Source organism: Aurantiacibacter marinus (assembly GCF_001021555.1).
Lineage (GTDB): Bacteria > Pseudomonadota > Alphaproteobacteria > Sphingomonadales > Sphingomonadaceae > Alteraurantiacibacter > Alteraurantiacibacter marinus.
In genome coordinates this window covers 700,364-720,733 of sequence record NZ_LDCP01000001.1, presented here as the reverse complement: position 1 = coordinate 720,733, position 20,370 = coordinate 700,364, and the positions used below count along the sequence as shown (strand labels likewise).

Here is a 20,370-nt window from a genome sequence, read left to right as displayed (position 1 = left end):
TTTGGAGAACGGCTAATGCGATTCATGCGTAATCGCAGCATTGCCCGCCGCGGCCCTCCTGTGCATAGGGCTACGCAAAGCTCATCGTTCCAATTTGCCAAGGCAGGACCCAATGGCCAAATCATCTTCGCTCGAAGGCAAGCTCGTCACACTCATTGGCGGAAGCGGCTTCATCGGCACACATCTTGCGCAGGATCTGCTTGAGCGTGGCGCCCGGGTGCGCATTGCTGCGCGGGAGCCGGAAAAGGCATTCACATTAAAGCCGCTGGCCAATCTGGGGCAAATCCAGTTCGCCCGGTGCAATGCGATGGACAAGCGCAGTATCGAGGCATGCGTTGAGGGATCGGACGCTGTTGTCTATCTTATCGGCACATTCGATGGAAACCAGCAGGCACTGCAAGCAGACAGCGCCGGCCATGCTGCGAGGGTTGCGGCCGAAACTGGCGCCAAAGGATTTGTCTACATCTCGGCGATCGGCGCGTCTCTGGATGCAAACACCGGCTACTATCGCACCAAGGCCGATGGTGAACGTCAGGTTCTGGAAGCCTTCCCAAAGGCCAGCATCATCCGACCCTCTGTCGTGTTTGGCGAAGAAGCCGGGCTGGTGCCGATGTTTGCCGATATGGTGAAGATGATGCCGGTGATGCCGGTATTTGGTGCAGATTCCAAATTCCAGTTGGTGTGGGTGGACGATGTCGCGGCCGCTGCGGTTGCTGCGGTTGAAGATCCGGCCAAGCATGGCGGCAAGATCTTTGAAGCTGCCGGACCTGACGCACTGACAATGATGGAAATTCACGAGATGATTGCGGCAGGTCAGGACCGGAAGCGCACTTTCTTCGCCATGCCTGATCCATTGGCAAAAGTGTTTGCCGCATTGCCGCTGTCGCCAATTAATGGCGATCAGCTGGCTATGTTAAAGACTGGCAGCATGGCGTCTGCCGGCACGCCGCAACTTGCCAAGCTGGGCATTGATCCCAAGCCGCTTTCGCTGTTCCTTGAACGCTGGATGGTACGTTACCGAAAGCATGGCAGGTTTACCGAACCCAAGGCGTAGTGGCTCATCTTACCGCGAACGGCCCTCAGGCGCGACGCAGCAGAGGAAATCTTGGCCTGCCCTGTGGCGGTAGGCTGTAAACCGCGCCTATAGCCGAAACACGAAAAGCCAGCCGCACAGGAAATCTCAGACAATGCAATTCTTCGTCGACACTGCCGAAATTGACGACATTCGCGAGCTGGCCTCTACGGGTTTGCTGGACGGAGTGACGACCAACCCGTCGCTTATCGCAAAATCCGGCCGTGACTTCATGGAAGTGACCAAGGAAATCTGCGGCATTGTCGATGGGCCGGTCAGCGCAGAAGTCGTAGCACTGGATCACGAAACAATGATGAAAGAGGCCGAAGTGCTGCGCAAGATCGCAGACAATGTCTGCATCAAAGTGCCGCTGACGATGGACGGCCTGAAGACTTGTAATGCGCTGAGCCGTGATGGCACCATGGTGAATGTCACGCTGTGCTTTTCCGCCAATCAGGCACTGCTCGCGGCCAAGGCCGGTGCGACATTCGTGTCGCCGTTCGTTGGCCGGCATGATGACAACGGCACCGACGGCATGGATCTGATCCGCGACATCCGGCTGATCTACGATAATTACGCGTTTGAGACCGAAATCCTTGTCGCCAGCGTGCGCCATGTGGTCCACGTCCTGGAAGCCGCACGTATCGGCGCAGACGTGATGACTGCCCCACCCAAGGTAATCCACGCGCTGGTAAAGCATGTTCTGACCGATAAGGGCATTGACGGCTTCATGGCGGATTGGGCGAAGACGGGGCAATCGATCCTCTGACCTTTTTCCCGGTCACCCTGCACCCGCTCCGGCTGTGCCAATAGCGCGGAGCAAGGGGGCGTATGCAGACCATTCTTCAATTCTTCGTGCAAATCCTTATGGCGCTGTTCGGCGCTATCGGCAGCGCACTGGCCGCGTTCGGCTTGGCCGGTCTTTTGTGCGGTAGCGGGGTTCTCGGAGGCAGCTGGTGCTGGCGGGCCTGGCGGCGCAGACGCGCACTACGCAGGCCGCCAGACCACTGAATTCACACTTGATCAGGCTCCGGTAGCGGTTTCCGCTACGCGTTCGGCGATCCACTGGTCGCGCAGTTTGAACTTCTGGATCTTGCCCGATCCTGTCAGCGGCCATTCGCTGACCTGCTGCCAATGGGCAGGACATTTCTGCGGCGCAATTTGCGAACGGCAATGCGCGCGCAGGGCTTCCGGGTCAAAAACTGCGCCATCTGTCATGCGGACAAAGGCGGCTACCGCTTCTCCCAGCACTTCATCCGGAACTCCGACGACTGCGCATTCGGCCACCTCGTCCAGTTCAAGCAGGACATTCTCGATCTCGGCAGGAAACAGGTTTTCGCCGCCGCGAATAATCATGTCGCGCACCCTGCCCGTGATCCGGACAAAGCCGCGATCGTCCATCGTGCCAAGATCGCCTGTGTGAAGCCAACCTTCAGCGTCAACCGCTTCGGCAGTGGCTTCGGGATTGTCATTGTAGCCAAGCATGGTCGCATAGCTGCGCGAGCGGATTTCACCGACCGTGTCGCAAGCCACAATCTCATTGGTCTCAGGGTTGAAAATGCCGACCTCGCAGCCAAGTGCCGGGCGGCCAATGGTCGTAGTGATGTCTTCGATGGAATCGCTCGGCCTTGCGCTCGTGATCACCGGGCTGCTTTCGGTCTGGCCATAAGCGACAAGTGATTTGGAACCCAGCACAGCCTCTGCCGCCTTGGCAAGGTCAGGTGAAACCATAGCGCCGCCCATTCCGATCATCTTCAATGACGACAAATCGCGCGGGTTGGCTTTCTGCATCGCAATCATTGCCACCGCCATAGTCGGCACGGCCAGCGTCCATGTGACCTTTTCGCGCGCGATCAGATCAAGCGCCGCATTCGGATCAAAGGACGGGAGCGGACAATAGCTCGATGCTGTCTGCAACGCTCCCAGCACGCCCATCGAACACCCCATCGTGTGGAACAGCGGCGTCAGCCCGATGGTAGACTGGCGATCGCCCAGATTGCCGGATTTGGCAAAAATACGGGCGTTGTTGGTGAGGTTGCGGTGCGACAGCACGACGCCCTTGGGGAAGCCCGTAGTGCCTGACGTATACTGGATTTGCGCAGGATCATTGGTGTCGACTCCCGGCAGAGTGCCGATAGGATCGGTGAACAATGCATCATGGTCGAGCATGTCGACCACTTCGCGCAGGTGCGGAATTTCTGCGGCAACCTCTTTCGCAATCGCAGCCATCGGATTGCCACGGAATTCGTTCACGAGGAACAGTGCAGCAGCCGTCGATTGGCGCAGCACGTAATCCAGTTCACGTTTTTGATAGGCCGGGTTCACCGTCACCAACGTCAGCCCGGCAAGCGCACAGGCATATTCAACCAGCACCCACTCGGGGATATTTGGGCCCCATACGGCAATTCTCTCACCCGGCTGAAAACGCGCTGCCAGGCCTTTCGCCAATCGCTCCACATCGGCCAGCAATTCAGCGTAGGTCCAGCGCCGCCCGCTTGTTCCATCGGGCAGGCCTTCGATCAGGGCCTCGGCGTCTCCGTTTGCAGCTGCTTGTTCGCGCAGCAATCCGCCAATCGTGGTGTCGAGGATTTCCTCGTCCGCATACCAATCGCAATGGGCCTTTTCGAGACGCTGCTCGGTCATCATTCTCTCCGTTTGGGACCGATCATTCAAAAGCGCCGGTCAGTACAGGATGCACTATACCGGCTTGTCGCCCGCGTCCAAGAAGCAAAAAACCCGCCTGTGAGTGGACGGCGAGGTCAGGTGCTTTCGACCCGGCTGGCAACGGGCGGGACAAATTGCGCGCGGTTTCCTCCATGAACGTATCGACATGCAGATCGCGCGTGTGCAATGTGCATCGCCCGCAGGCATATCCGGCAATCTGATCGTCGCTGAAGGCCGCTGGTGCCGGCCAGGGCGAGAAAAAGCGTCATCGCGTTGATCCTTCCAAGGAAGATTGTCTGGCCTTCGCAAGAAAGGCTGCGCGCCACACGCTTCATGGCCAATTGGCGAGCCGCTCAAACGCTTTGAGAAAAGGATAGCTGGGGGAAAATGTGGCGCAGGCTTCGGCCCATCCTTTTGCACGCGCGAATCACGCGGGGTTTGTCTCCGTCCGCGCCTGACCCTTACAGATTGGCATACATCGCCAAAAGCGCCGCCCATGCCCGTTCAGCCTCGGGCTCGTTATACGCCGGGCTATCCAGCACGGTCCAGCCGTGATCACCATCGTAGACCTCTACGGAAACATCGGCCGCCGCAGCAGCACCGGCCGCCTCAAGCTGATCCTTGGCCGATGTGTCACGGGCGTAATCATCGCGCGCCATGCCAATCAGAACTTGCGCATCAGCGGCAAGATCACCCAGCAGGTTGACCGGAGCCATCGCTTCCCCGCGCGTCAGCCCGCCACTATGAAAACTGGCCGCAGCCTTGATCCGGCCTGGAACCGCTGCGGCACTGTAGATCGTCCAGCTGCCCGTCATGCAGTATCCCTGATTGCCGATGCCTCGGGCACTGTCGACGGCATCCTGCGCATCTAGCCAACCGACGACGCTGCGCGCTGTCGCCATGACAGCATCTGGCGTGTTCACTTCCCGCCAAGGGGTGACGCGGTTCCAGCCATCATTGCTGCGCCAATCGTCGAAATCTTCAAACTGCTGGCCAGTGACGGAGCGGTAATAGGGGTTGGCAACAAGCACAGCGTAGCCAGCTTCTGCCAAGCGCATTCCCATTGCAATCTTCGCCGGACGCAATCCGGCAATATCGGGCCACAATATGACACCTGGGCTGACCGTGCCCGACCGGTGGATGAAGACACCGTCCATAGTGCCGCCATCGGCTGCGAAGCTTACAGCTTGTGTCGCCAGACCGGCCGCTTCTCCTGCCGCAACCGGGGCGCAAGCTGCAACTGCACCCGCGGCCCCTACAGCGCCAAACTTGCCGAATTCGCGGCGATCCATGCGGCCTGTTGCCGCAAACTGATCCTGATCACACATTGCTTCACACCTTTATCTGCCCCGCTAAAGATGAGCGGTAGCAGCGAAGAATGCGGTCATGCAATCATGATGGATTATGTGTCAGCCTTCGCGTCGCCGCGAGGATGGGCGGGATGTGTGTATCTTCCCGCGCATAAGTTGCCGTTCCCGCTGACGATGGCGCTTCGCTGCCCATATGGCCCAGGCAGCAGCAATCATGAGGAGAGCAATCAAGATATAGGCAATGATCTCGCGCAGTGTCACCATGCAACCCCTTTTGGCTTCGAACAAATGCAACTCTTGCTGCACTGCAGCAAGACTAACAGAATACGCACCGCGCAACAGCGCAAAATGTTACACTTGTTAAAGGAAGCAATCCGATTTGCCTCGGGCACCTTCTAAGCAGCGAAAAAGTTCAGCTCAAGCAACACGTTATTGGGATCGGTCGTGAATACTTGTCTCAGATTGATCGCCTCTACAAAATTCTCGCGGTAGTTTGCGCCGTGCGCCTTCAGTCGCGCCACCACCTCTTCATAACCTTGCATTCGCAGCGCCACGTGGTGAACAGCGCCAGTGTGGGAACCTGGATCAACCGGGCGATCAAAGGTCCTTTTGAATGCGAGCGAATTCAGATGGATTATCGCACGCCCCTGCCCGTCATGCATCCATTGCGCCGCTTCCGGCATCATCGGAGGCGGAGCATTGCGCCGTTCGAGATCGAGCATCGTCGCATACCAATCTGCGGTTTCATCCAACCGGTCAGTGACGATGTTGATGTGATCAAGACGTTCGACATGCATTGCCATTCTCCTGAGGTTGCAATCTGGCACTAGCACCTGCCAGGCCGCCATCGCCATCGCCATGGCCAGCGCACCCGTCCTGCCCGAGTCGTTTTTGAAAGCAGCGAGAGCCGAGTCCGGTACTTTCGCCATTGTGTTGGAAAATTATCCACGGAACAAAGAAATTATCGCGCAGTTTCCGCAAAAATGAAGATTGTCGTAATTGAAGTGTGCTTTGTAGATTTGTGCTTCATTTGAACACAATCCAGGAGTATTTCGACTTTGCCCCTGAAGTTCCGCAGACTTCGGGGACGTGATCGACCTTGAATCGAACACGCCGAAATTTGGGACGCGTTTGGCGCGCACATTCTGTGGCCGGTCATCTTTTTAAATCGAAAGGATGATCTGATGAAAAATCTTAATATCGCAAAAATTGCACTTGCATCGGCAGGTATCGCTTTGTCCGCGCCGCTGGCAGCGCAAGACCGCTCGCAAGATCAAGACAACATTCTCGTCCAGCCGACATCGGAAGACGCACGGTTCGCTACGCGATTATCGCGGCAACTGGACACCAATCTATCGCGCTACAGCTTTCCGCTCAGATTGGATCCGACCGGCATAGTTCGCGTGCGATTTATCGCCAATGGTGCCGGCGTTGCCGAAAATATGACCATCGTTGGTGAATCGGGAAGCAACCAGCTCGACCGTGCAGCGCTTTGGGCTGTCCGTAGGCTCGACAACATTTCTCCTCCCCATATGGCCGGGTTCTCCGAAGGCCGTGTCATCCAGGCGAATATTGTATTCGCCCAAAGCGAAAGGCAGGCGGCGCGGCTGTTTGCCCAGCTGGAGAGGGAAGAAACGGCGCGCATGGCTCTTGCGCGTGAGCGCGGCGATGCCCCGGTCCTGGCGTTGACCCTGGCGACCGCCACACGCGCTCACTAGGCGCACGGCTGACAGTTTCTCTGGCGTCGCAAGAAGCCCTGCTGCGGAGGGCATCTTGCGGCGTCGGGGTTTGTTTGCCATCCGCCGCTCCGGAAGCGCGCTTGGTCGATTGTCCATTCCAGCCACAAATCCGCCCTTTGATAATGCGCCACAATCGGGCATTCTTGCCGGGCAGATGGGAGTTGGGAATGCCAAGTCGTTCAGAAGAAATTCGCGCCATGCTGAAAAAAGGGCCGCTTGACGAAAGCAATCCTTCGCTCAGAATTGCTCCAGAGGACACAGGCGCTTTGCCGGCGACCGCAGACGCTATTGAAGCGGTGCGGATCAATTGTCCGATCTGTGATGAAGATATCTCAGCCCGCGCCAGGAAATGTCGCCATTGCGGGGAAACGCTGGATCCAGCTTTGCGGCAGAAGGAATTGATGCGCCAGGGCGGAACTGCTGCCCCCTACACACGCGCGAAAAGCAAAGTTGCTGCTGGGATACTCGGCATCTTGCTCGGCGGTGTGGGCGTCCACAAATACTATCTCGGCCGCATCGGCCAAGGCATCCTTTACACACTGTTCTTCTGGACTGGCATCCCGGCGCTGCTCGGCATTGTCGAAGGCATTATCTACCTGACGATGGACGAAGAGCGGTTCTGGCAGAAATATGGCTGATCAGCGGCCCGAAAGCGCAGCTTCGCTTTCCGCCATCAGCGCGGCAATAATATCGGCAACTGGTTCTTCCTGCTTCACCATACCGACGCTTTGCCCGGCCATCAGTGATCCGTTTTCCACGTCGCCGTCCACCACCGCGCGGCGCAGTGCCCCTGCCCAGTAATGCTCGATCTGAAGCTGCGCTTCGCCCATATCGACTTCGCCTGAATCCAGGATGCCCGCAACTTCGCGCTGCTTGGCGGTGAATTCGGCGGTCCCCTTGTTCTTCAGTGCGCGCACGGGGATAACGGGAAGGCGCGGATCGACTTGCACGCTGGCCTCTGCATCGCGGGCCTTGGCGCGAAAGAAGGCTTTCTTGAAATTGGGATGGGCGATGCTTTCCGTAGCGCAGGCAAAGCGAGTGCCCAACTGAACGCCGCTTGCGCCCATTTCCAGATAACCCGCCATCGCCTCGCCGCGGCCAATGCCGCCAGCGACAAATACAACATGATCTGCGCTGAGTTCGGGCAGGAATTCCTGCGCCAGCACACTGGTGGAAACGGGACCGATATGGCCGCCCGCTTCCATCCCTTCAATCACCAGCGCATCCGCGCCTGATCGTAGCAGCTTCTTCGCGAGTGCCAGCGTTGGAGCGAACACGATGACCTTGGCGCCGAAGGCCTTGATCGCCTCCACACTGCCCTTGGGCGGAATGCCGCCTGCCAGCACCACATGCGTAACGCCGTGCCTGGCGCACACGCCGATAAGATCGGTCAGTGCCGGGTGCATGGTGATCAGGTTCACGCCGAAAGGCTTGTCCGTCATCGCGCGGGTCGCGGCGATTTCCGTATCGAGCAGTTCGGGCGTCATTGCCCCGCAGGCGATCACACCGAAGCCGCCGCCATTGCTGATTGCAGACACAAGATTGCGTTCGGAAACCCAGCTCATCGCGCCGCACAAGATCGCATACTCGCTGCCGAGAAATTCGCTGCCGCGCGCCATCAGCGCCGATGTTTTTGGATAGGTGTTCATGCAAAGGCGCTTAAGGCGCAATGCCCGCTTCGGCAAGCGTCAGCGCCTGTAGCCGATGTGCAATGCGTCCGCCGCCGCCTGCGCCTTGCGCCGCGCTTCGTCCGTATTGCCAGATGTCGCCAGCGCCACGCCCATGCGGCGATAGGGGCGGCTGGTGGGCTTGCCAAAGATACGCAGATCGGTGCCGGGTTCGGCTAGCGCTTCGGCCAGGCCATCGTATGAAAGTGTTTCGCTATCGCGGTCTGCCAGGATCACGGCCGAGGCAGACGGGCGCGCCTTCACATCAGCAGGCACTGGCAGGCCGAAAATTGCCCGCGCATGAAGATCGAACTCATTAAGGTTCTGGCTGGAGAGAGTGACCATGCCGGTATCATGCGGCCGCGGGCTGAGTTCGGAGAAAATCACCTCATCGCCCTTCACGAAAAATTCGACACCAAACAGACCGTAGCCCAGCCCTGAACTGCACAGATCATCAACAACTTTGCGCGCCATATCCTGCGCGTTTTCGAGCGCCGCATCGGTCATCTGCGCGGGCTGCCAGCTTTCCTGATAATCGCCGCGTTCCTGCCGGTGACCGATGGGCGGGCAGAATGTCACGCCGCCCGCGTGCCGAATGGTAAGCAGGGTGATTTCATAGTCGAAGTCGATAAATTGTTCGACAATCACGCGCTTGCGATCACCGCGCATATTCGCGACTGCCATCTCCCATGCCCCTTCCAGACCGGCTTCCGAATGAACCGTGCTCTGGCCTTTGCCGCTGGAGGACATGACCGGCTTCATGACACAGGGAAAGCCTGCATATTCGGCGGCTTTGCACACTTCTTCAAAAGAGCTGGCATAGCGGTAGCGGGAAGTGGTGAGGCCAAGCTCGTTCGCCGCCAGATCGCGGATCGCATCGCGGTTCATGGTCAATTGCGCTGCTCTGGCGGAGGGCACAACGGCAAAGCCTTCGGCTTCCAGCTCTGCCAGCACTTCGGTGCGGATCGCCTCGATCTCCGGCACAATATAGTCGGGGCGATGCGCCTCGACCGTGCTGCGAAGCTTGTCTCCGTCGAGCATGGAAAAGACCTCGCGCGCATCGGCCACCTGCATCGCGGGTGCATTGTCATAGGCATCGCAGGCGACGACATAAGCGCCCAGCCGTTTGGCAGAGATCACGAATTCGCGGCCCAATTCACCCGAACCGAGCAAGAGTATTTTCGCGGTGTAGCTCACACTTCTTCCGGAGCATCCAGACCGTAGGCAGTGTGCAGAACCCGCACGGCCAATTCCGTCTCGTCCTCATCGATCAGCACGCTGACCTTGATCTCCGATGTGGAGATCGCCTGCACGTTGATGCCGCGATCGGCCAGCGACTGGAACATCATGGCCGCAACGCCGGCGTGGCTCTTCATGCCCATGCCGACAACGCTGATCTTGGCAACCTTGCTGTCCGTAATCAGACGATTGAATCCGAGCTTTTCCTGACGGTCCTCCAACAGGGCCTGAGCCCGCGCCAGCTCTGCCTGGGGGACGGTGAAGGTCACGTCGGTCTCACCCTTGTCGCGGCCAACGTTCTGGATGATCATATCCACATTGATGCCGGCATCGCCCAGCGGAGTGAAGATATCGGCAACCGCGCCCGGTTTGTCCGGCACGCGGGTCAACACGACGCGCGCCTCATTCTTGTCATGTGCGATACCTGTTACGGATTGGCGTTCCACTTGGCCTTCCTCCAGTAATTTTGCCATCTCCGCTTCGGAGACGATCATGGTGCCCGGCAGCGTGTCGGCAGACGGTGACGAATCTTCGATAAAAGACGACAAGACCTGCACCGGGACATTGTGCTTCATCGCCAGACTGACAGAGCGGGTTTGCAAAACCTTTGCCCCGACCGATGCCAATTCCAGCATTTCTTCAAACGCGATATGTTTGATCTTGCGCGCCCGCGCCACGATACGCGGATCGGTGGTGTAGACCCCGTCCACATCAGTGTAGATATCGCAGCGATCCGCGCCAATCGCGGCGGCAATAGCAACCGCGGAAGTATCCGAACCGCCGCGGCCCATGGTGGTAATCCGGTCTTCATCACTGATGCCCTGGAAGCCGGGAATGATAGCGATTTCGCCGGCGTCCATGCTTTCCAGCAGGCGTTCGGCGTGAATTTCGCCGACGCGGGCATTGGCATGGGCGGAAAATGTCTTGAGCGGCAATTGCCAGCCAAGCCAGCTGCGCGCCTTGCAGCCCATGGACTGCAGCGTCAGCGCCAGCAAACCTGCGGTCACTTGCTCTCCGCTCGATACAACTACGTCATATTCGGCGGGATCATACAGCGCGTTCGCCTCACGGCAAAAATTGACCAGCCTGTCGGTCTCGCCCGCCATTGCGGAAACGACCACGGCGACAGAATTGCGCTCGCCGTTCTTGGCCGCAGCCTGCGCCCGCACAATGTTCGCGACGCGGCGGATCCGCTCGGTGCCAGCCACCGATGTTCCGCCGAATTTCATTACTATTCGCGCCAATGCCGCCTCTTATCGGTATGGTTGAATCCCCCGCGCGCTGTTAGGGGTGCCTGATGCCAGACGCAACTGTCACATCTGAAACCAACTCCGCAACCATCCGTCCGGAAGAGGCGGCGCATTTCGGAAAGCTGGCGCGGGACTGGTGGGATCCGAAGGGTTCCTCTGCGATGCTGCACAAGCTTAATCCGGTGCGCCTCGGCTTTATCCGGGATGCGATAGACATGCATTGGGCGGGCGATGTTGAAAGCATCAAGCCGCTAGCCGGCAAAACCGCGCTGGATGTAGGTTGCGGCGCGGGCCTGCTGTGTGAACCGCTGGCGCGTCTGGGCGGCGAGGTGACAGGCGTGGATGCTGCGCCCGAAAATACGCAGGTCGCGGCGCTCCATGCAGAAGGGGCTGGCCTCGATATCCGCTACGTTCCGGGAGAGCTGGGAACCCTGGGCCTTGGCCAGTTCGATCTTGTCACTTGCATGGAAGTGATCGAGCACGTTTCCGACAAGGCCGCGTTTCTTGCCGCGCTTACCGCGCGCCTCGCGTCCGGCGGACTGCTCATCATGTCCACGCCAAACCGCACGCTGAAAAGCCGTGCCTTGTTGGTGGAAGGGGCGGAGGCTTTGGGCGCAGTTCCGAAAGGCACGCACCACTGGGAAGATTTCGTTACGCCCGAAGAACTGACTGACCTGCTCGAAGCGACAGGGCTTGAAGTGACGCAGATGAAGGGCATTGCCTTTTCTCCAGTCAAGAGCCTGCATGTGAGCGATGATATGTCCCTGAATTACATACTGACCGCACGGCGCAGGTGATTGTTTGAGGACCGAGTATGGCTCTTCAGGGCGGTCTTCCCGCAGTTGATTACCAGATCGCCCTGCTCGCGCCGGTTCATCGGTGAACTCAATAAAGGTCGATCTCGCGTCCCGTTTCAACTTCCTTCGCACGAACACGCTGGATGATCTCGGCAAGTGCGGGCACCCGATACAGCCCGTCATAGCGCGTATTTCGCGTACAAATTTCGGTTGATCGGCAATAACGGTGGTGCCGGAAATCTCGCTTTTTGTGCCGCGCCGCCAGCACGCCGTCTGATGTCGTCATCAGCCCCGGCTCGATGTAATCCGCGCCGTGATCTATCGCGAGTTCATAAACCGCCAGCGTATGTTCGAGCCGCTTTTCACTTGCACCGCGGTGCGCGATTGGCAGCATGCCCCGGGCTTTTGATTGCTGCGAATATCGGGTGTAAATATTGCTACCAATGCTGCGCAGCAAAATGTTGTAAATAAAGAAGATTACCTTAGCGAAATGCGTTCTCCCATTCACTCGGCGCAAAACCCACGAGGACACGGTCGCCATCGTCGGTTTCTGCCACCGGTCGCTTGATCATGCTGGGGTGCTCGGTCATCAAGGCCAATGCTTTTTCGCGGCCAATATCAGCCTTGTCCGCCTCATCCAGCTTGCGGAATGTTGTGCCCGTGCGGTTGAGCAGAATGTCCCAACCTGCACGGTCGGCCCAACGCTCCAGATTGGGCGCGTCCACGCCTTCCTTCTTGTAATCGTGAAAGCTGTATTCCAGCCCTTGCCCGTCCAGCCATTTGCGTGCCTTCTTCACCGTGTCGCAATTTGGAATGCCGTAAACGTGGATCATGAATCCTCCTCTGCCGTGAATTTGTGTATCCTAGGGGAAGCGCAGGCGAACAGAGTGTAGCTGGCGTAATATTCCGCGCGAGAGAAGGCCTGCATCTGCCGGTGTTCTTCTTGGCGCCCCCAACTGCGCGCGCTTTCTTCGTCCTGCCATTCTGACACTGCGACCACCTCGCCGTCATCTGCGGTGTAGGTTTTGAAAGAAAGGTAGCCTGGCTGCGTCGCGGCCATCGCTTCCATATGCGCTGCGTCAGCCTGATATGCCGGCATATCGATATCGGCGCGTTTGCGATTGCGAAAAACGACAAGATACACAGAGCCGCTTCCCTACCCCAGATTTGCATCGGCAATAGCAACCGCCAACGCATCGGCTGCATCCGGTCCTTCGATCCGCGCAGCGGGTAAAAGCACCTTCAGCATCGCCTGCACCTGCGTTTTTTCCGCTGCTCCTGTGCCGACAACCGCTTTTTTCACGAGCCGCGCGGCATGTTCGCGCACTTCAAGATTGGCACTTCCGCATGCCGCCAGAACCGCCCCCCGCGCCTGGGCCAGCTTGATCGTGCTCTGCGCATTCTTGTTGGAATAAACTTCCTCGGCCGCGGCGCGGTCCGGCGCATGCGTCGCAATTACCGCCCCGATGGCGGCATACAAATGATCAAGCCGCGCAGGCATCGGGGCCTTCGGATCAGTTTTCACCTGCCCATTGGCAATATGGCTGATGCGGTTGCCTTCGGCACGGATCAGCCCCCAGCCGGTGCAGGTAAGTGACGGGTCGAGCCCGAGGATCAGCATGGTTTCCCCTCCTGCAATCCGGAGGGAAGCGCGCTCACCCTTCCAGCTTTTCCATCACCTCGTCAGAGATGTCGTAATTGCCCCACACGGTTTGCACGTCGTCATCATCGTCCAGCACGTCGATCAACTTGAGCAAGGTGCTCGCGCCGGATTCGTCCATGTCTACGGTGATATTGGGCTTCCATGCCAGCTTGACCGTTTCAGCCTCGCCCAGCGCCTTTTCCAGATCGCCTGCAACCTGGTGAAGATCGTCTGCCGCGGTCCAGATGGTGTGGCCATCGTCAGTGCTTTCGATGTCCTGCGCGCCCGCTTCCATCGCGGCTTCCAGCACAGTATCTTCGTCGCCAACACTGGCCGGATACTCGATCAGGCCGAGCCGTTCGAAGCCATGCTGAACGCTGCCTTCGGTGCCCAGATTGCCGCCGTGCTTGCTGAACGCGGTGCGCACGGCGGTGGCGGTGCGATTGCGATTGTCGGTCAGCGTTTCCACGATGATCGCGCTGCCACCGGGGCCATAGCCTTCGTAGCGCACTTCTTCGTAATTTTCGTCATCCCCGGCAGTCGCCTTATCAATGGCGCGCTGGATATTGTCCTTCGGCATCGACTGCGACTTGGCGGTGTTGACCGCCAGCCGCAAACGCGGGTTCATGTCCGGGTCGGGCGTGCCCATCTTGGCCGCAACGGTGATTTCGCGGGAAAGCTTGGAAAACAGATTGGACCGCTTTTTGTCCTGCGCACCCTTGCGGTGCATGATATTTTTGAATTTGGAATGGCCTGCCATGGGTCTTCTTCAATATGTCTGGAATTGAAAACGGGGCCTAGCCCAGCCCCGCCTTCGCTTCAACATGCCGTGTAAATGAAGCTGTTCGATCAGATTTTAACAGCGGTGCCGCTCGCCGACACCATCAGCATCGAACCTGTCTTTCCGATCACTTCATAATCCAGATCGACACCGACCACACCATTGCCGCCGCGCGACGCGCTTTCGGCCTGCAATTCCTCGATCGCCTGATTGCGCGCATCGGCCAGAATACGCTCATAACTGCCCGAACGGCCGCCAACGATATCGCGGATATTGGCGAACATATCACGGAACACGTTGGCGCCGACGATCACTTCGCCGGTGACGATACCGAGATATTCCTTGATCGGCTGCCCTTCGAATGTGGGCGTAGTGGTCACGGGAATTCCGCGCGCGTCTTTCCATTCCTTGGCCATAATTTGCTTTCCTGCTGAGCATTTTCGAATAGCTGTATTGTTATAGCAATACAGCTATTCGATCAAGCCGGTCAGCCCATGCCGAGCGCAGCCTTGTATGTGTCGAGGATCATTTCCTGTTCGCTACGGTCGTTCGGCTCCATCTTCCGCAGGCGGACGATCTGGCGCATGATCTTTGCGTCATAACCGACCGCTTTCGCTTCGGAATAGACATCGCGGATATCGTCAGCGATGCCCTTTTTCTCTTCTTCAAGGCGCTCGATACGCTCGATCAGCAGGCGCAGGCGGTCGTCGGTGGCTTCGGCCATTTCGTCTATAACTCCGGTGATGTGAGAATCGGTTGGCCGCTGGTTAGCGGGGCGCGCGCGCCGGGTGAAGGGCGCAATCCACAGATCGTCAATTAACGCAGATCAGGGCCGTTCTTCTCAAGACTTGTCGCCATGCGATCCAGCTGGTCCTGTGTCGCTGCGCTTTGCCGGGTGGCTTTCCACTCTTCCATCGGCATCCCGTGGATCAGTTCGCGCGCAGCGGCTTTGTCACCGTCATACCCGGCATCGCGAATCCAGTCCGCCAGGCAATTGCGGCAAAATCCCGCCAGTCCCATCAGCTCGATATTCTCGGCATCGTGGCGATGCTGCAGATGCTTTACCAACCGCCGAAAAGCTGCCGCAGCAACTTCATCAGGCAGCGCGTCCAATGGCTCTTGTTGTTCATGCATACAAATGTGTCCTTGTCTTGTCACAGGACATTGCCATAGGCCTTGGCAATGGCACAACAACAACACGTCAAACTCGCCCCGCGTGACCGCAAGGTCAAAATCCTCGCCACCACCGGGCCGTCCACTGCCGACCCTGACGTGCTACGCCGGCTGTTTCTGGCAGGCGTCGACGCCTTCCGCGTCAATATGAGCCACGGCGAACATGAGGTGCACGCGCAGACCTTTGCCAATATCCGCGCGCTCGAACAGGAATATGGCCGCCCGATTGCGGTGCTGGCCGATTTGCAGGGGCCCAAGCTGCGCGTTGGCAAATTCGCCGATGGCCGCGCCACAGTTGCGCACGGAGCGAACTTCACTTTCGACAGGTCTGATGAGCCGGGTGATGCCACCCGCGTCGAACTGCCCCATCCTGAAATTTTCGAAGTCATCGAAGTCGGCCAGCGCCTGCTGGTGAACGACGGCAAGATGCGCTTCCGCGTCAAAACGGTCAGTAGCGATGCTATTGTCTGCAAGACCGAAGTCGGCGGCGTAATTTCAGATCGCAAGGGGGTGAACGTGCCCGATGCGGAAATTCCCATCCCTGCGCTTACGGAAAAGGATCGGCGCGATCTGACCTTTGCGCTGGAACAGGGCGCGGACTGGATCGGCCTCTCGTTCGTACAGCGCCCGGAAGACCTTATCGAGGCACGCCACCTGATGGGCGGCAAGGGAGCGCTCTGCGCCAAGATCGAAAAGCCATCTGCAATCCGCCGTCTGGCCGAGATTATCGAGCAATCGGACGGCATCATGGTCGCCCGCGGCGATCTGGGTGTCGAGCTGGAGCCGCAGGAAGTCCCGCCGCTGCAGAAGAAAATCGTCAATATGACGCGGCTGACCGGGAAACCGGTGATCGTGGCGACACAGATGCTCGAATCGATGATCGAAAGCCCCGCGCCGACCCGCGCCGAAGTCTCCGATGTGGCCAATGCCGTATACGACGGCGCCGATGCTGTCATGTTGAGCGCGGAAACCGCTGCGGGCGACTGGCCTGAAGAAGCGGTGATGATGATGGACGCCATTGCCCGGCAGGTGGAGCACGACGAAGGCTATAAGCAGCGCGTGCGCATGCTGGACACTCCGCCCGACGCAACCACTGCCGATGCTATGGCCCACGCCTGCATGACCATTGCGGATACGGTCAACATCAATGCCATTACCGTATTCACGAACTCGGGCAGCTCCGCCCGACGCGTGTCGCGTGAACGGCCATCGGTACCCGTGATGGTGCTGACACCCAGCATGGAAGTCGCACGCCGCGTGGCATTGCTGTGGGGAGCGCATCCGATCGCCACGCGCGATATCGGCAGCTTTGAAGAAATGATCGCCAAGGGCAAGCGCATGGCACTGCGCCACGGTTTCGGCGGATCGGGATCAAAGCTGGCAGTGATGGCCGGAGTACCCTTTGGCCAGTCGGGCGCGACGAACCTTGTGCATGTGGTCAACGTGCAGGGTGACGAGCTTGAGGGTTACGAGGATTAGATCGGTCTCGGCTCAGGCCAGCACGTTTTTCTAAGAACATGTCCGGATTATCGGCAAGGTGCAGTGCACCTTGCCCTACAAACACGCGTCAGCCACCGCTAAGGGCGGCTGACGTGTTGGTCCACAAATATGGAAAATGGAGCGGGCGAGGCGATTCGAACGCCCGACCCCAACCTTGGCAAGGTTGTGCTCTACCCCTGAGCTACGCCCGCTCACTGGCGCTCATCCAAAAGGTCTCTTCCGGATGGGGAGGAGGGCGGTTAGCACCGGCTTCCATACCCTGCAAGAGGAATTCGCGCTGATTTTGCGCGCGCGCACAACAATCCCGCTTTGCAGCGCGTGGCCCCTTCACAAACCGCACAATAACGCCACATTGGGACCTTACGCGCTTGAAACTCGATTGACGGCGCCAACACAGTAGCACGAACAGGAGCATCACCTTGGCAAGCATCGGCCTTAATATCGACGAGCAGAAGGCTGTCGACCGTTTCCGCAAACAGGTAGTAGAGCCGAGCCAGACCAAGCTGGTTATCGTGGATTTCTGGGCGGAATGGTGCGGGCCGTGCAAGGCGCTCACTCCGATCCTGGAAAAAGTGGCCGCCGAATATGCCGATAAGGGCGTGATTCTGGCCAAGATCGATGTCGATTCGGAAAAATTCATTGCCGGCCAATTTCAGGTCCAGTCGATTCCCACCGTCTATGCGATGTTCCAGGGGCAGCCGGTTGCTGACCTGACCCCTGCCCGCACCGAATCGCAGCTGAAGGCCGCGCTCGACCAGTTGCTGGAGAAATTGCCGATACAGCAGGGCGCAGATGCAGGTGACGAGATGGCGCAGATGGAAGCGCAGCTTGGCGAAATGACCGCGATGGGTGAACAGCTTCTGGCCGCCGGAGAGTATGACAAGGCTATCGAGCTTTACAGCCAGATTTCCGAAAACGCCCCGCCTCCAATCGCGCACCGGCCCGAAGTTCAGGCTGGCCTGATCCGCGCGCTGGCCGGTGCCGGACGCATGGAAGACGCTCAGGCCGCTTTTGATGCACTGCCGGAGGAATTGCAGGGCGACCCGCTGGTGAAGCAGGCGCAAGCTGCGCTGGAGCTTGCCGTGCCGCAAGTCGATGCGGGTGAATTGCAGACCCTGCGCGCCGCAGCGACCGAGAGGCCCACAAATACGCAGGCGCAGCTTGCCTTTGCCGAAGCTGCCTTTGCCGCTGGCGAGCGGGACGAAGCCGCCGAAGTATTGCTGCGTTCTATCGATAGCGCAGGCGAAGAGGGCAACGATGACGCAAAGGCCAAATTGCTGCAGATTTTTGAAGCGGTGGGCATGGAAGACCCATGGGTTTCCGCCCAGCGGCGCAAGCTTAGTCTGATCCTGTTCGGATGAGTATCAAGCGCCTCTCCATCTTCCCGCTGACCGGTGCAATCCTGTTTCCCGGCCTGCAATTGCCGCTGCACATTTTTGAACCGCGTTACCGCGCGATGATAGGCGATGCTTTGGCGCGGGACCGCCTGATCGGGATGATCCAGCCGACCGACACTGTGGATGATGCACCGCTGTACAAGGTGGGCTGCATCGGCAAGATTCAGGACGTGGAGACAAGCGAGGACGGGCGTTATAACGTCATCCTGCAGGGGGAGTCCCGCTTTAGGGTCATCCGAGAGCTGGATGTCACCACGCCATTCCGGCAAGTCGAAGCAGAGCTGATCGAAGAGCTGGAGGAGGAGTTTCTCTCTTTGGGGGAGCGCGCCAGTTTCGAATACGAAGCGCGCAAATTCGCCGATGCGCAGGGCTATGCGATTGACTGGGATTCGGTTGCACAGCTTGATGATGTCACGCTGATCAACGGTGTCAGCCAGATCGCGCCTTTCGATGCAGCGGCAAAGCAGGGTCTGCTGGAAGCAAAGAACCTGCGCGAAAGATGTGACCTGCTTGTGAGTCTGCTGGAATTCTTCGCAAAGGGTGACCCCGATGAAGGTCACGTAACGCTGCAATAGCCTGCCTCATGAACCCGAATCCGCGGGTTTTTCCTCCCAGGCAAGGACAGAGTGCTACTGCGCGACCGCAGGTGCCCTGCAGCGTAGCGAAGGGAAGGGAATAGGGCCGAGGATGCTCGCCCGGATGGGCGAGCGTGACCTCGAAACTCTTAAACCCCGAAGCTGCCCCGCAGTCCGTCGATCACATATTGCGCTGCGAGCGCTGCCAGCAGCACCCCGAGCAGACGCGTGATCACCGCTTCCACGCGGTCACCCAGCAGACGGATCAGCGGCCCAGCCGCAATCAGGGCGAGCATCGTCAGCACCAGCACGGCGGCCAATGCGCCAAGCACGACCAGCGTTTCCTCCAGGCCTTCGGCCTCGTTCTGCAACAGCATGACAGCGGCAATCGCGCCCGGACCGGCAAGCATCGGCATGGCCATGGGGAAGACCGAAACGTCCTCCACTTCGGGCGTCAGGGCGACCTTCTCGGCGCGTTCCTCACGGCGCTGGGTGCGCTTTTCGAAAACCATTTCCCATGCAATCCAGAACAGCATGAAACCGCCTGCAATGCGGAAACTGTCGAGCTCAATATGCAGCGCACCGAGCAGATCCTGCCCGAACAGCGCGAAAACCAGCAGGATGATCGCGGCGATGAAACACGCGCGGATCGCCATGTTGCGTGCCTGCGCAGGCGCCGCGCCCTTGGTCAGCCCGGCATAAATGGGCGCGCAGCCGGGCGGGTCGATCACCACGAACAGGGTGATGAAGGCAGAGAAGAACAGCTCTGGCATGACTTATTCAGCGCCCGGGGGAACAGAGAATTGGACAGCCTGCTGCCGCTCTCCATCACGCCACCAGTCTACGGTCACAGCCCGTGTCCCGTCAGAATGGTGGAACCATTGCCAAGACAGGCTACTGTCATCGGATTGGCCAAAGCCGCCGGTCGTTCCCTGCGACAGTTCCGGGATCGTGGAACCGGAGTTATTTTCCGGTAATACACATTCCGCCACGCGCCCTTCGATAGAGGTCATGCCCGGCACAATGATTACATCTTCGCCTTCGGGAATATCCGGACCCGCTTCGAGTTCGGGCTGCGGATTGTCGAGCGAGCGGACATCGTAGGTCCATTTGTAGCTGCGATCGGACTGCAATTCCCACACAGTGACATAGCTGCCCACATCGCCGTCTGGCACCTGATAACGGCCAAAGGTGACGGCGAGCGTGCCGTCACAGCTGGCCCAGATGGTGTTTGGAGTCCACGCGTTGGAAACCGGCGGATTGCTGCGCCCGGCGATGTAGTCTTCGACCGGAACAGGGCCGTTTTCGCCGTGAACCACTGCATCAGAAGCAGCAGTGGCGCGATAGGCCGCCCATTGGCCTTCATCGCGCGCCTGCCTTGCAAAAGCGATATCGGCAGCAGCGACGCGGCCCGGATCACCGATTGTGCCAATGCGGTCCAACACCCGCTCTGCCATGCGCGATTGCGCCGCGCGGCGTTGTTGCTGCGGCGATGTGCAGGCGGAAAGCAGCGCAGCTAGCGCGGCGGAAGCGATGATATATCTGCCGATCATGCCGCGCCCCC

The 20,370-nt window shown here is 59.0% G+C and carries 26 protein-coding genes and 1 tRNA gene; 10 read left to right on the top strand and 17 right to left on the bottom strand.

What is annotated here, in order from left to right:
- Positions 1-112: 112 nt before the first annotated feature.
- The 3 genes from AB731_RS03600 to AB731_RS14080 all read left to right on the top strand — a co-directional run bounded on the left by AB731_RS03600 (position 113) and on the right by AB731_RS14080 (position 2,083).
- Positions 113-1,054, top strand: coding sequence for a complex I NDUFA9 subunit family protein (locus tag AB731_RS03600; RefSeq protein ID WP_047092385.1), 942 nt, complete (start codon positions 113-115; stop codon positions 1,052-1,054).
- Between the two features lie 133 nt (positions 1,055-1,187).
- On the top strand, positions 1,188-1,841 hold the full coding sequence (fsa, locus tag AB731_RS03595) for a fructose-6-phosphate aldolase (protein ID WP_047092386.1): 654 nt from the start codon (positions 1,188-1,190) through the stop codon (positions 1,839-1,841).
- A gap of 62 nt (positions 1,842-1,903) precedes the next feature.
- Positions 1,904-2,083: a hypothetical protein gene (locus AB731_RS14080; protein ID WP_047092387.1), complete on the top strand. Its 180-nt coding sequence runs from the start codon at positions 1,904-1,906 to the stop codon at positions 2,081-2,083.
- A 12-nt stretch (positions 2,084-2,095) separates the two neighbouring features.
- Here AB731_RS14080 and AB731_RS03590 read toward each other — a convergent pair whose 3' ends face one another.
- From AB731_RS03590 to AB731_RS03570, 3 genes are all read right to left on the bottom strand, one after another.
- Entirely contained in the window at positions 2,096-3,715 is a 1,620-nt protein-coding gene (locus AB731_RS03590) for an AMP-binding protein (protein WP_047093077.1), read from the bottom strand.
- A 482-nt stretch (positions 3,716-4,197) separates the two neighbouring features.
- Positions 4,198-5,064, bottom strand: a complete 867-nt coding sequence (locus AB731_RS03580) for a dienelactone hydrolase family protein (RefSeq protein WP_047092389.1) — start codon at positions 5,062-5,064, stop codon at positions 4,198-4,200.
- A gap of 377 nt (positions 5,065-5,441) precedes the next feature.
- Positions 5,442-5,849: a VOC family protein gene (locus AB731_RS03570; protein ID WP_231638825.1), complete on the bottom strand. Its 408-nt coding sequence runs from the start codon at positions 5,847-5,849 to the stop codon at positions 5,442-5,444.
- A gap of 55 nt (positions 5,850-5,904) precedes the next feature.
- Here AB731_RS03570 and AB731_RS14285 point away from each other — a divergent pair, with 55 nt between their 5' ends.
- The 3 genes from AB731_RS14285 (at position 5,905) to AB731_RS14195 (ending at position 7,423) form a co-directional block, all read left to right on the top strand.
- A complete protein-coding gene (locus tag AB731_RS14285; RefSeq protein ID WP_269429501.1) occupies positions 5,905-6,033 on the top strand; it encodes a hypothetical protein in 129 nt (42 codons plus the stop codon).
- 197 nt (positions 6,034-6,230) lie between these two features.
- Positions 6,231-6,764 carry a TonB family protein gene (locus AB731_RS13565; protein WP_052768859.1) on the top strand — a complete coding sequence of 178 codons (534 nt, stop codon included), beginning with the start codon at positions 6,231-6,233 and terminating at the stop codon, positions 6,762-6,764.
- 188 nt (positions 6,765-6,952) lie between these two features.
- Positions 6,953-7,423: an NINE protein gene (locus tag AB731_RS14195; RefSeq protein ID WP_231638824.1), complete on the top strand. Its 471-nt coding sequence runs from the start codon at positions 6,953-6,955 to the stop codon at positions 7,421-7,423.
- On the opposite strand, the gene AB731_RS03555 is transcribed toward AB731_RS14195, so the two are convergent.
- From AB731_RS03555 to AB731_RS03545, 3 genes are read right to left on the bottom strand one after another with little or no spacing between them, the layout of a single operon-like run.
- Complete coding sequence (locus tag AB731_RS03555) at positions 7,424-8,434, bottom strand: NAD(P)H-dependent flavin oxidoreductase (RefSeq protein ID WP_047092391.1); 1,011 nt, start codon at positions 8,432-8,434, stop codon at positions 7,424-7,426.
- Positions 8,435-8,473: 39 nt separating this feature from the next.
- Complete coding sequence (gene purT / locus AB731_RS03550; protein WP_047092392.1) at positions 8,474-9,649, bottom strand: formate-dependent phosphoribosylglycinamide formyltransferase; 1,176 nt, start codon at positions 9,647-9,649, stop codon at positions 8,474-8,476.
- Entirely contained in the window at positions 9,646-10,935 is a 1,290-nt protein-coding gene (locus AB731_RS03545; RefSeq protein ID WP_047092393.1) for an aspartate kinase, read from the bottom strand. The genes purT and AB731_RS03545 overlap by 4 nt, the downstream gene beginning before the upstream one ends.
- Positions 10,936-10,988: 53 nt before the next feature.
- On the opposite strand from AB731_RS03545, the gene ubiG reads away from it, so the two are divergent.
- The gene (ubiG, locus tag AB731_RS03540; protein ID WP_047092394.1) at positions 10,989-11,738 is read left to right on the top strand and encodes a bifunctional 2-polyprenyl-6-hydroxyphenol methylase/3-demethylubiquinol 3-O-methyltransferase UbiG; all 750 of its coding nucleotides are present in this window, start codon (positions 10,989-10,991) and stop codon (positions 11,736-11,738) included.
- Between the two features lie 88 nt (positions 11,739-11,826).
- Here ubiG and AB731_RS03535 read toward each other — a convergent pair whose 3' ends face one another.
- From AB731_RS03535 to AB731_RS03500, 8 genes are all read right to left on the bottom strand, one after another.
- Positions 11,827-12,132 (bottom strand): glycerophosphodiester phosphodiesterase family protein, encoded by a 306-nt coding sequence (locus AB731_RS03535; protein ID WP_047310190.1) that lies wholly within the window; start codon positions 12,130-12,132, stop codon positions 11,827-11,829.
- 88 nt (positions 12,133-12,220) lie between these two features.
- Complete coding sequence (locus AB731_RS03530; RefSeq protein ID WP_047092395.1) at positions 12,221-12,571, bottom strand: ArsC family reductase; 351 nt, start codon at positions 12,569-12,571, stop codon at positions 12,221-12,223.
- Entirely contained in the window at positions 12,568-12,882 is a 315-nt protein-coding gene (locus tag AB731_RS03525; protein WP_047092396.1) for an antibiotic biosynthesis monooxygenase family protein, read from the bottom strand. The genes AB731_RS03530 and AB731_RS03525 overlap by 4 nt, the downstream gene beginning before the upstream one ends.
- Before the next feature lie 12 nt (positions 12,883-12,894).
- Positions 12,895-13,359, bottom strand: coding sequence for a crossover junction endodeoxyribonuclease RuvC (gene ruvC / locus AB731_RS03520; protein WP_047092397.1), 465 nt, complete (start codon positions 13,357-13,359; stop codon positions 12,895-12,897).
- 34 nt (positions 13,360-13,393) lie between these two features.
- Complete coding sequence (locus tag AB731_RS03515) at positions 13,394-14,140, bottom strand: YebC/PmpR family DNA-binding transcriptional regulator (RefSeq protein ID WP_047092398.1); 747 nt, start codon at positions 14,138-14,140, stop codon at positions 13,394-13,396.
- 89 nt (positions 14,141-14,229) lie between these two features.
- Positions 14,230-14,577, bottom strand: a complete 348-nt coding sequence (locus AB731_RS03510) for a heavy metal-binding domain-containing protein (protein WP_173425734.1) — start codon at positions 14,575-14,577, stop codon at positions 14,230-14,232.
- A gap of 71 nt (positions 14,578-14,648) precedes the next feature.
- A complete protein-coding gene (locus AB731_RS03505; RefSeq protein WP_047092399.1) occupies positions 14,649-14,885 on the bottom strand; it encodes a DUF2312 domain-containing protein in 237 nt (78 codons plus the stop codon).
- 92 nt (positions 14,886-14,977) lie between these two features.
- Entirely contained in the window at positions 14,978-15,295 is a 318-nt protein-coding gene (locus AB731_RS03500; protein ID WP_047092400.1) for a DUF1244 domain-containing protein, read from the bottom strand.
- Positions 15,296-15,343: 48 nt separating this feature from the next.
- On the opposite strand from AB731_RS03500, the gene pyk reads away from it, so the two are divergent.
- Positions 15,344-16,813 (top strand): pyruvate kinase, encoded by a 1,470-nt coding sequence (gene pyk, locus AB731_RS03495; protein ID WP_047092401.1) that lies wholly within the window; start codon positions 15,344-15,346, stop codon positions 16,811-16,813.
- A 137-nt stretch (positions 16,814-16,950) separates the two neighbouring features.
- Here pyk and AB731_RS03490 read toward each other — a convergent pair.
- Positions 16,951-17,025: transfer RNA gene (locus tag AB731_RS03490), tRNA-Gly, on the bottom strand.
- 237 nt (positions 17,026-17,262) lie between these two features.
- On the opposite strand from AB731_RS03490, the gene AB731_RS03485 reads away from it, so the two are divergent.
- Together AB731_RS03485 and AB731_RS03480 are read left to right on the top strand one after the other, a co-directional pair.
- The gene (locus tag AB731_RS03485) at positions 17,263-18,195 is read left to right on the top strand and encodes a tetratricopeptide repeat protein (RefSeq protein ID WP_047093083.1); all 933 of its coding nucleotides are present in this window, start codon (positions 17,263-17,265) and stop codon (positions 18,193-18,195) included.
- The gene (locus AB731_RS03480) at positions 18,192-18,806 is read left to right on the top strand and encodes an LON peptidase substrate-binding domain-containing protein (RefSeq protein WP_047092402.1); all 615 of its coding nucleotides are present in this window, start codon (positions 18,192-18,194) and stop codon (positions 18,804-18,806) included. Before AB731_RS03485 ends, AB731_RS03480 begins: the two co-directional genes overlap by 4 nt.
- 149 nt (positions 18,807-18,955) lie before the next feature.
- Here AB731_RS03480 and AB731_RS03475 read toward each other — a convergent pair whose 3' ends face one another.
- Together AB731_RS03475 and AB731_RS13560 are read right to left on the bottom strand one after the other, a co-directional pair.
- The gene (locus AB731_RS03475; protein WP_047092403.1) at positions 18,956-19,579 is read right to left on the bottom strand and encodes a MarC family protein; all 624 of its coding nucleotides are present in this window, start codon (positions 19,577-19,579) and stop codon (positions 18,956-18,958) included.
- A gap of 3 nt (positions 19,580-19,582) precedes the next feature.
- Positions 19,583-20,359, bottom strand: a complete 777-nt coding sequence (locus AB731_RS13560) for a hypothetical protein (protein WP_052768861.1) — start codon at positions 20,357-20,359, stop codon at positions 19,583-19,585.
- Positions 20,360-20,370: the final 11 nt, after the last annotated feature.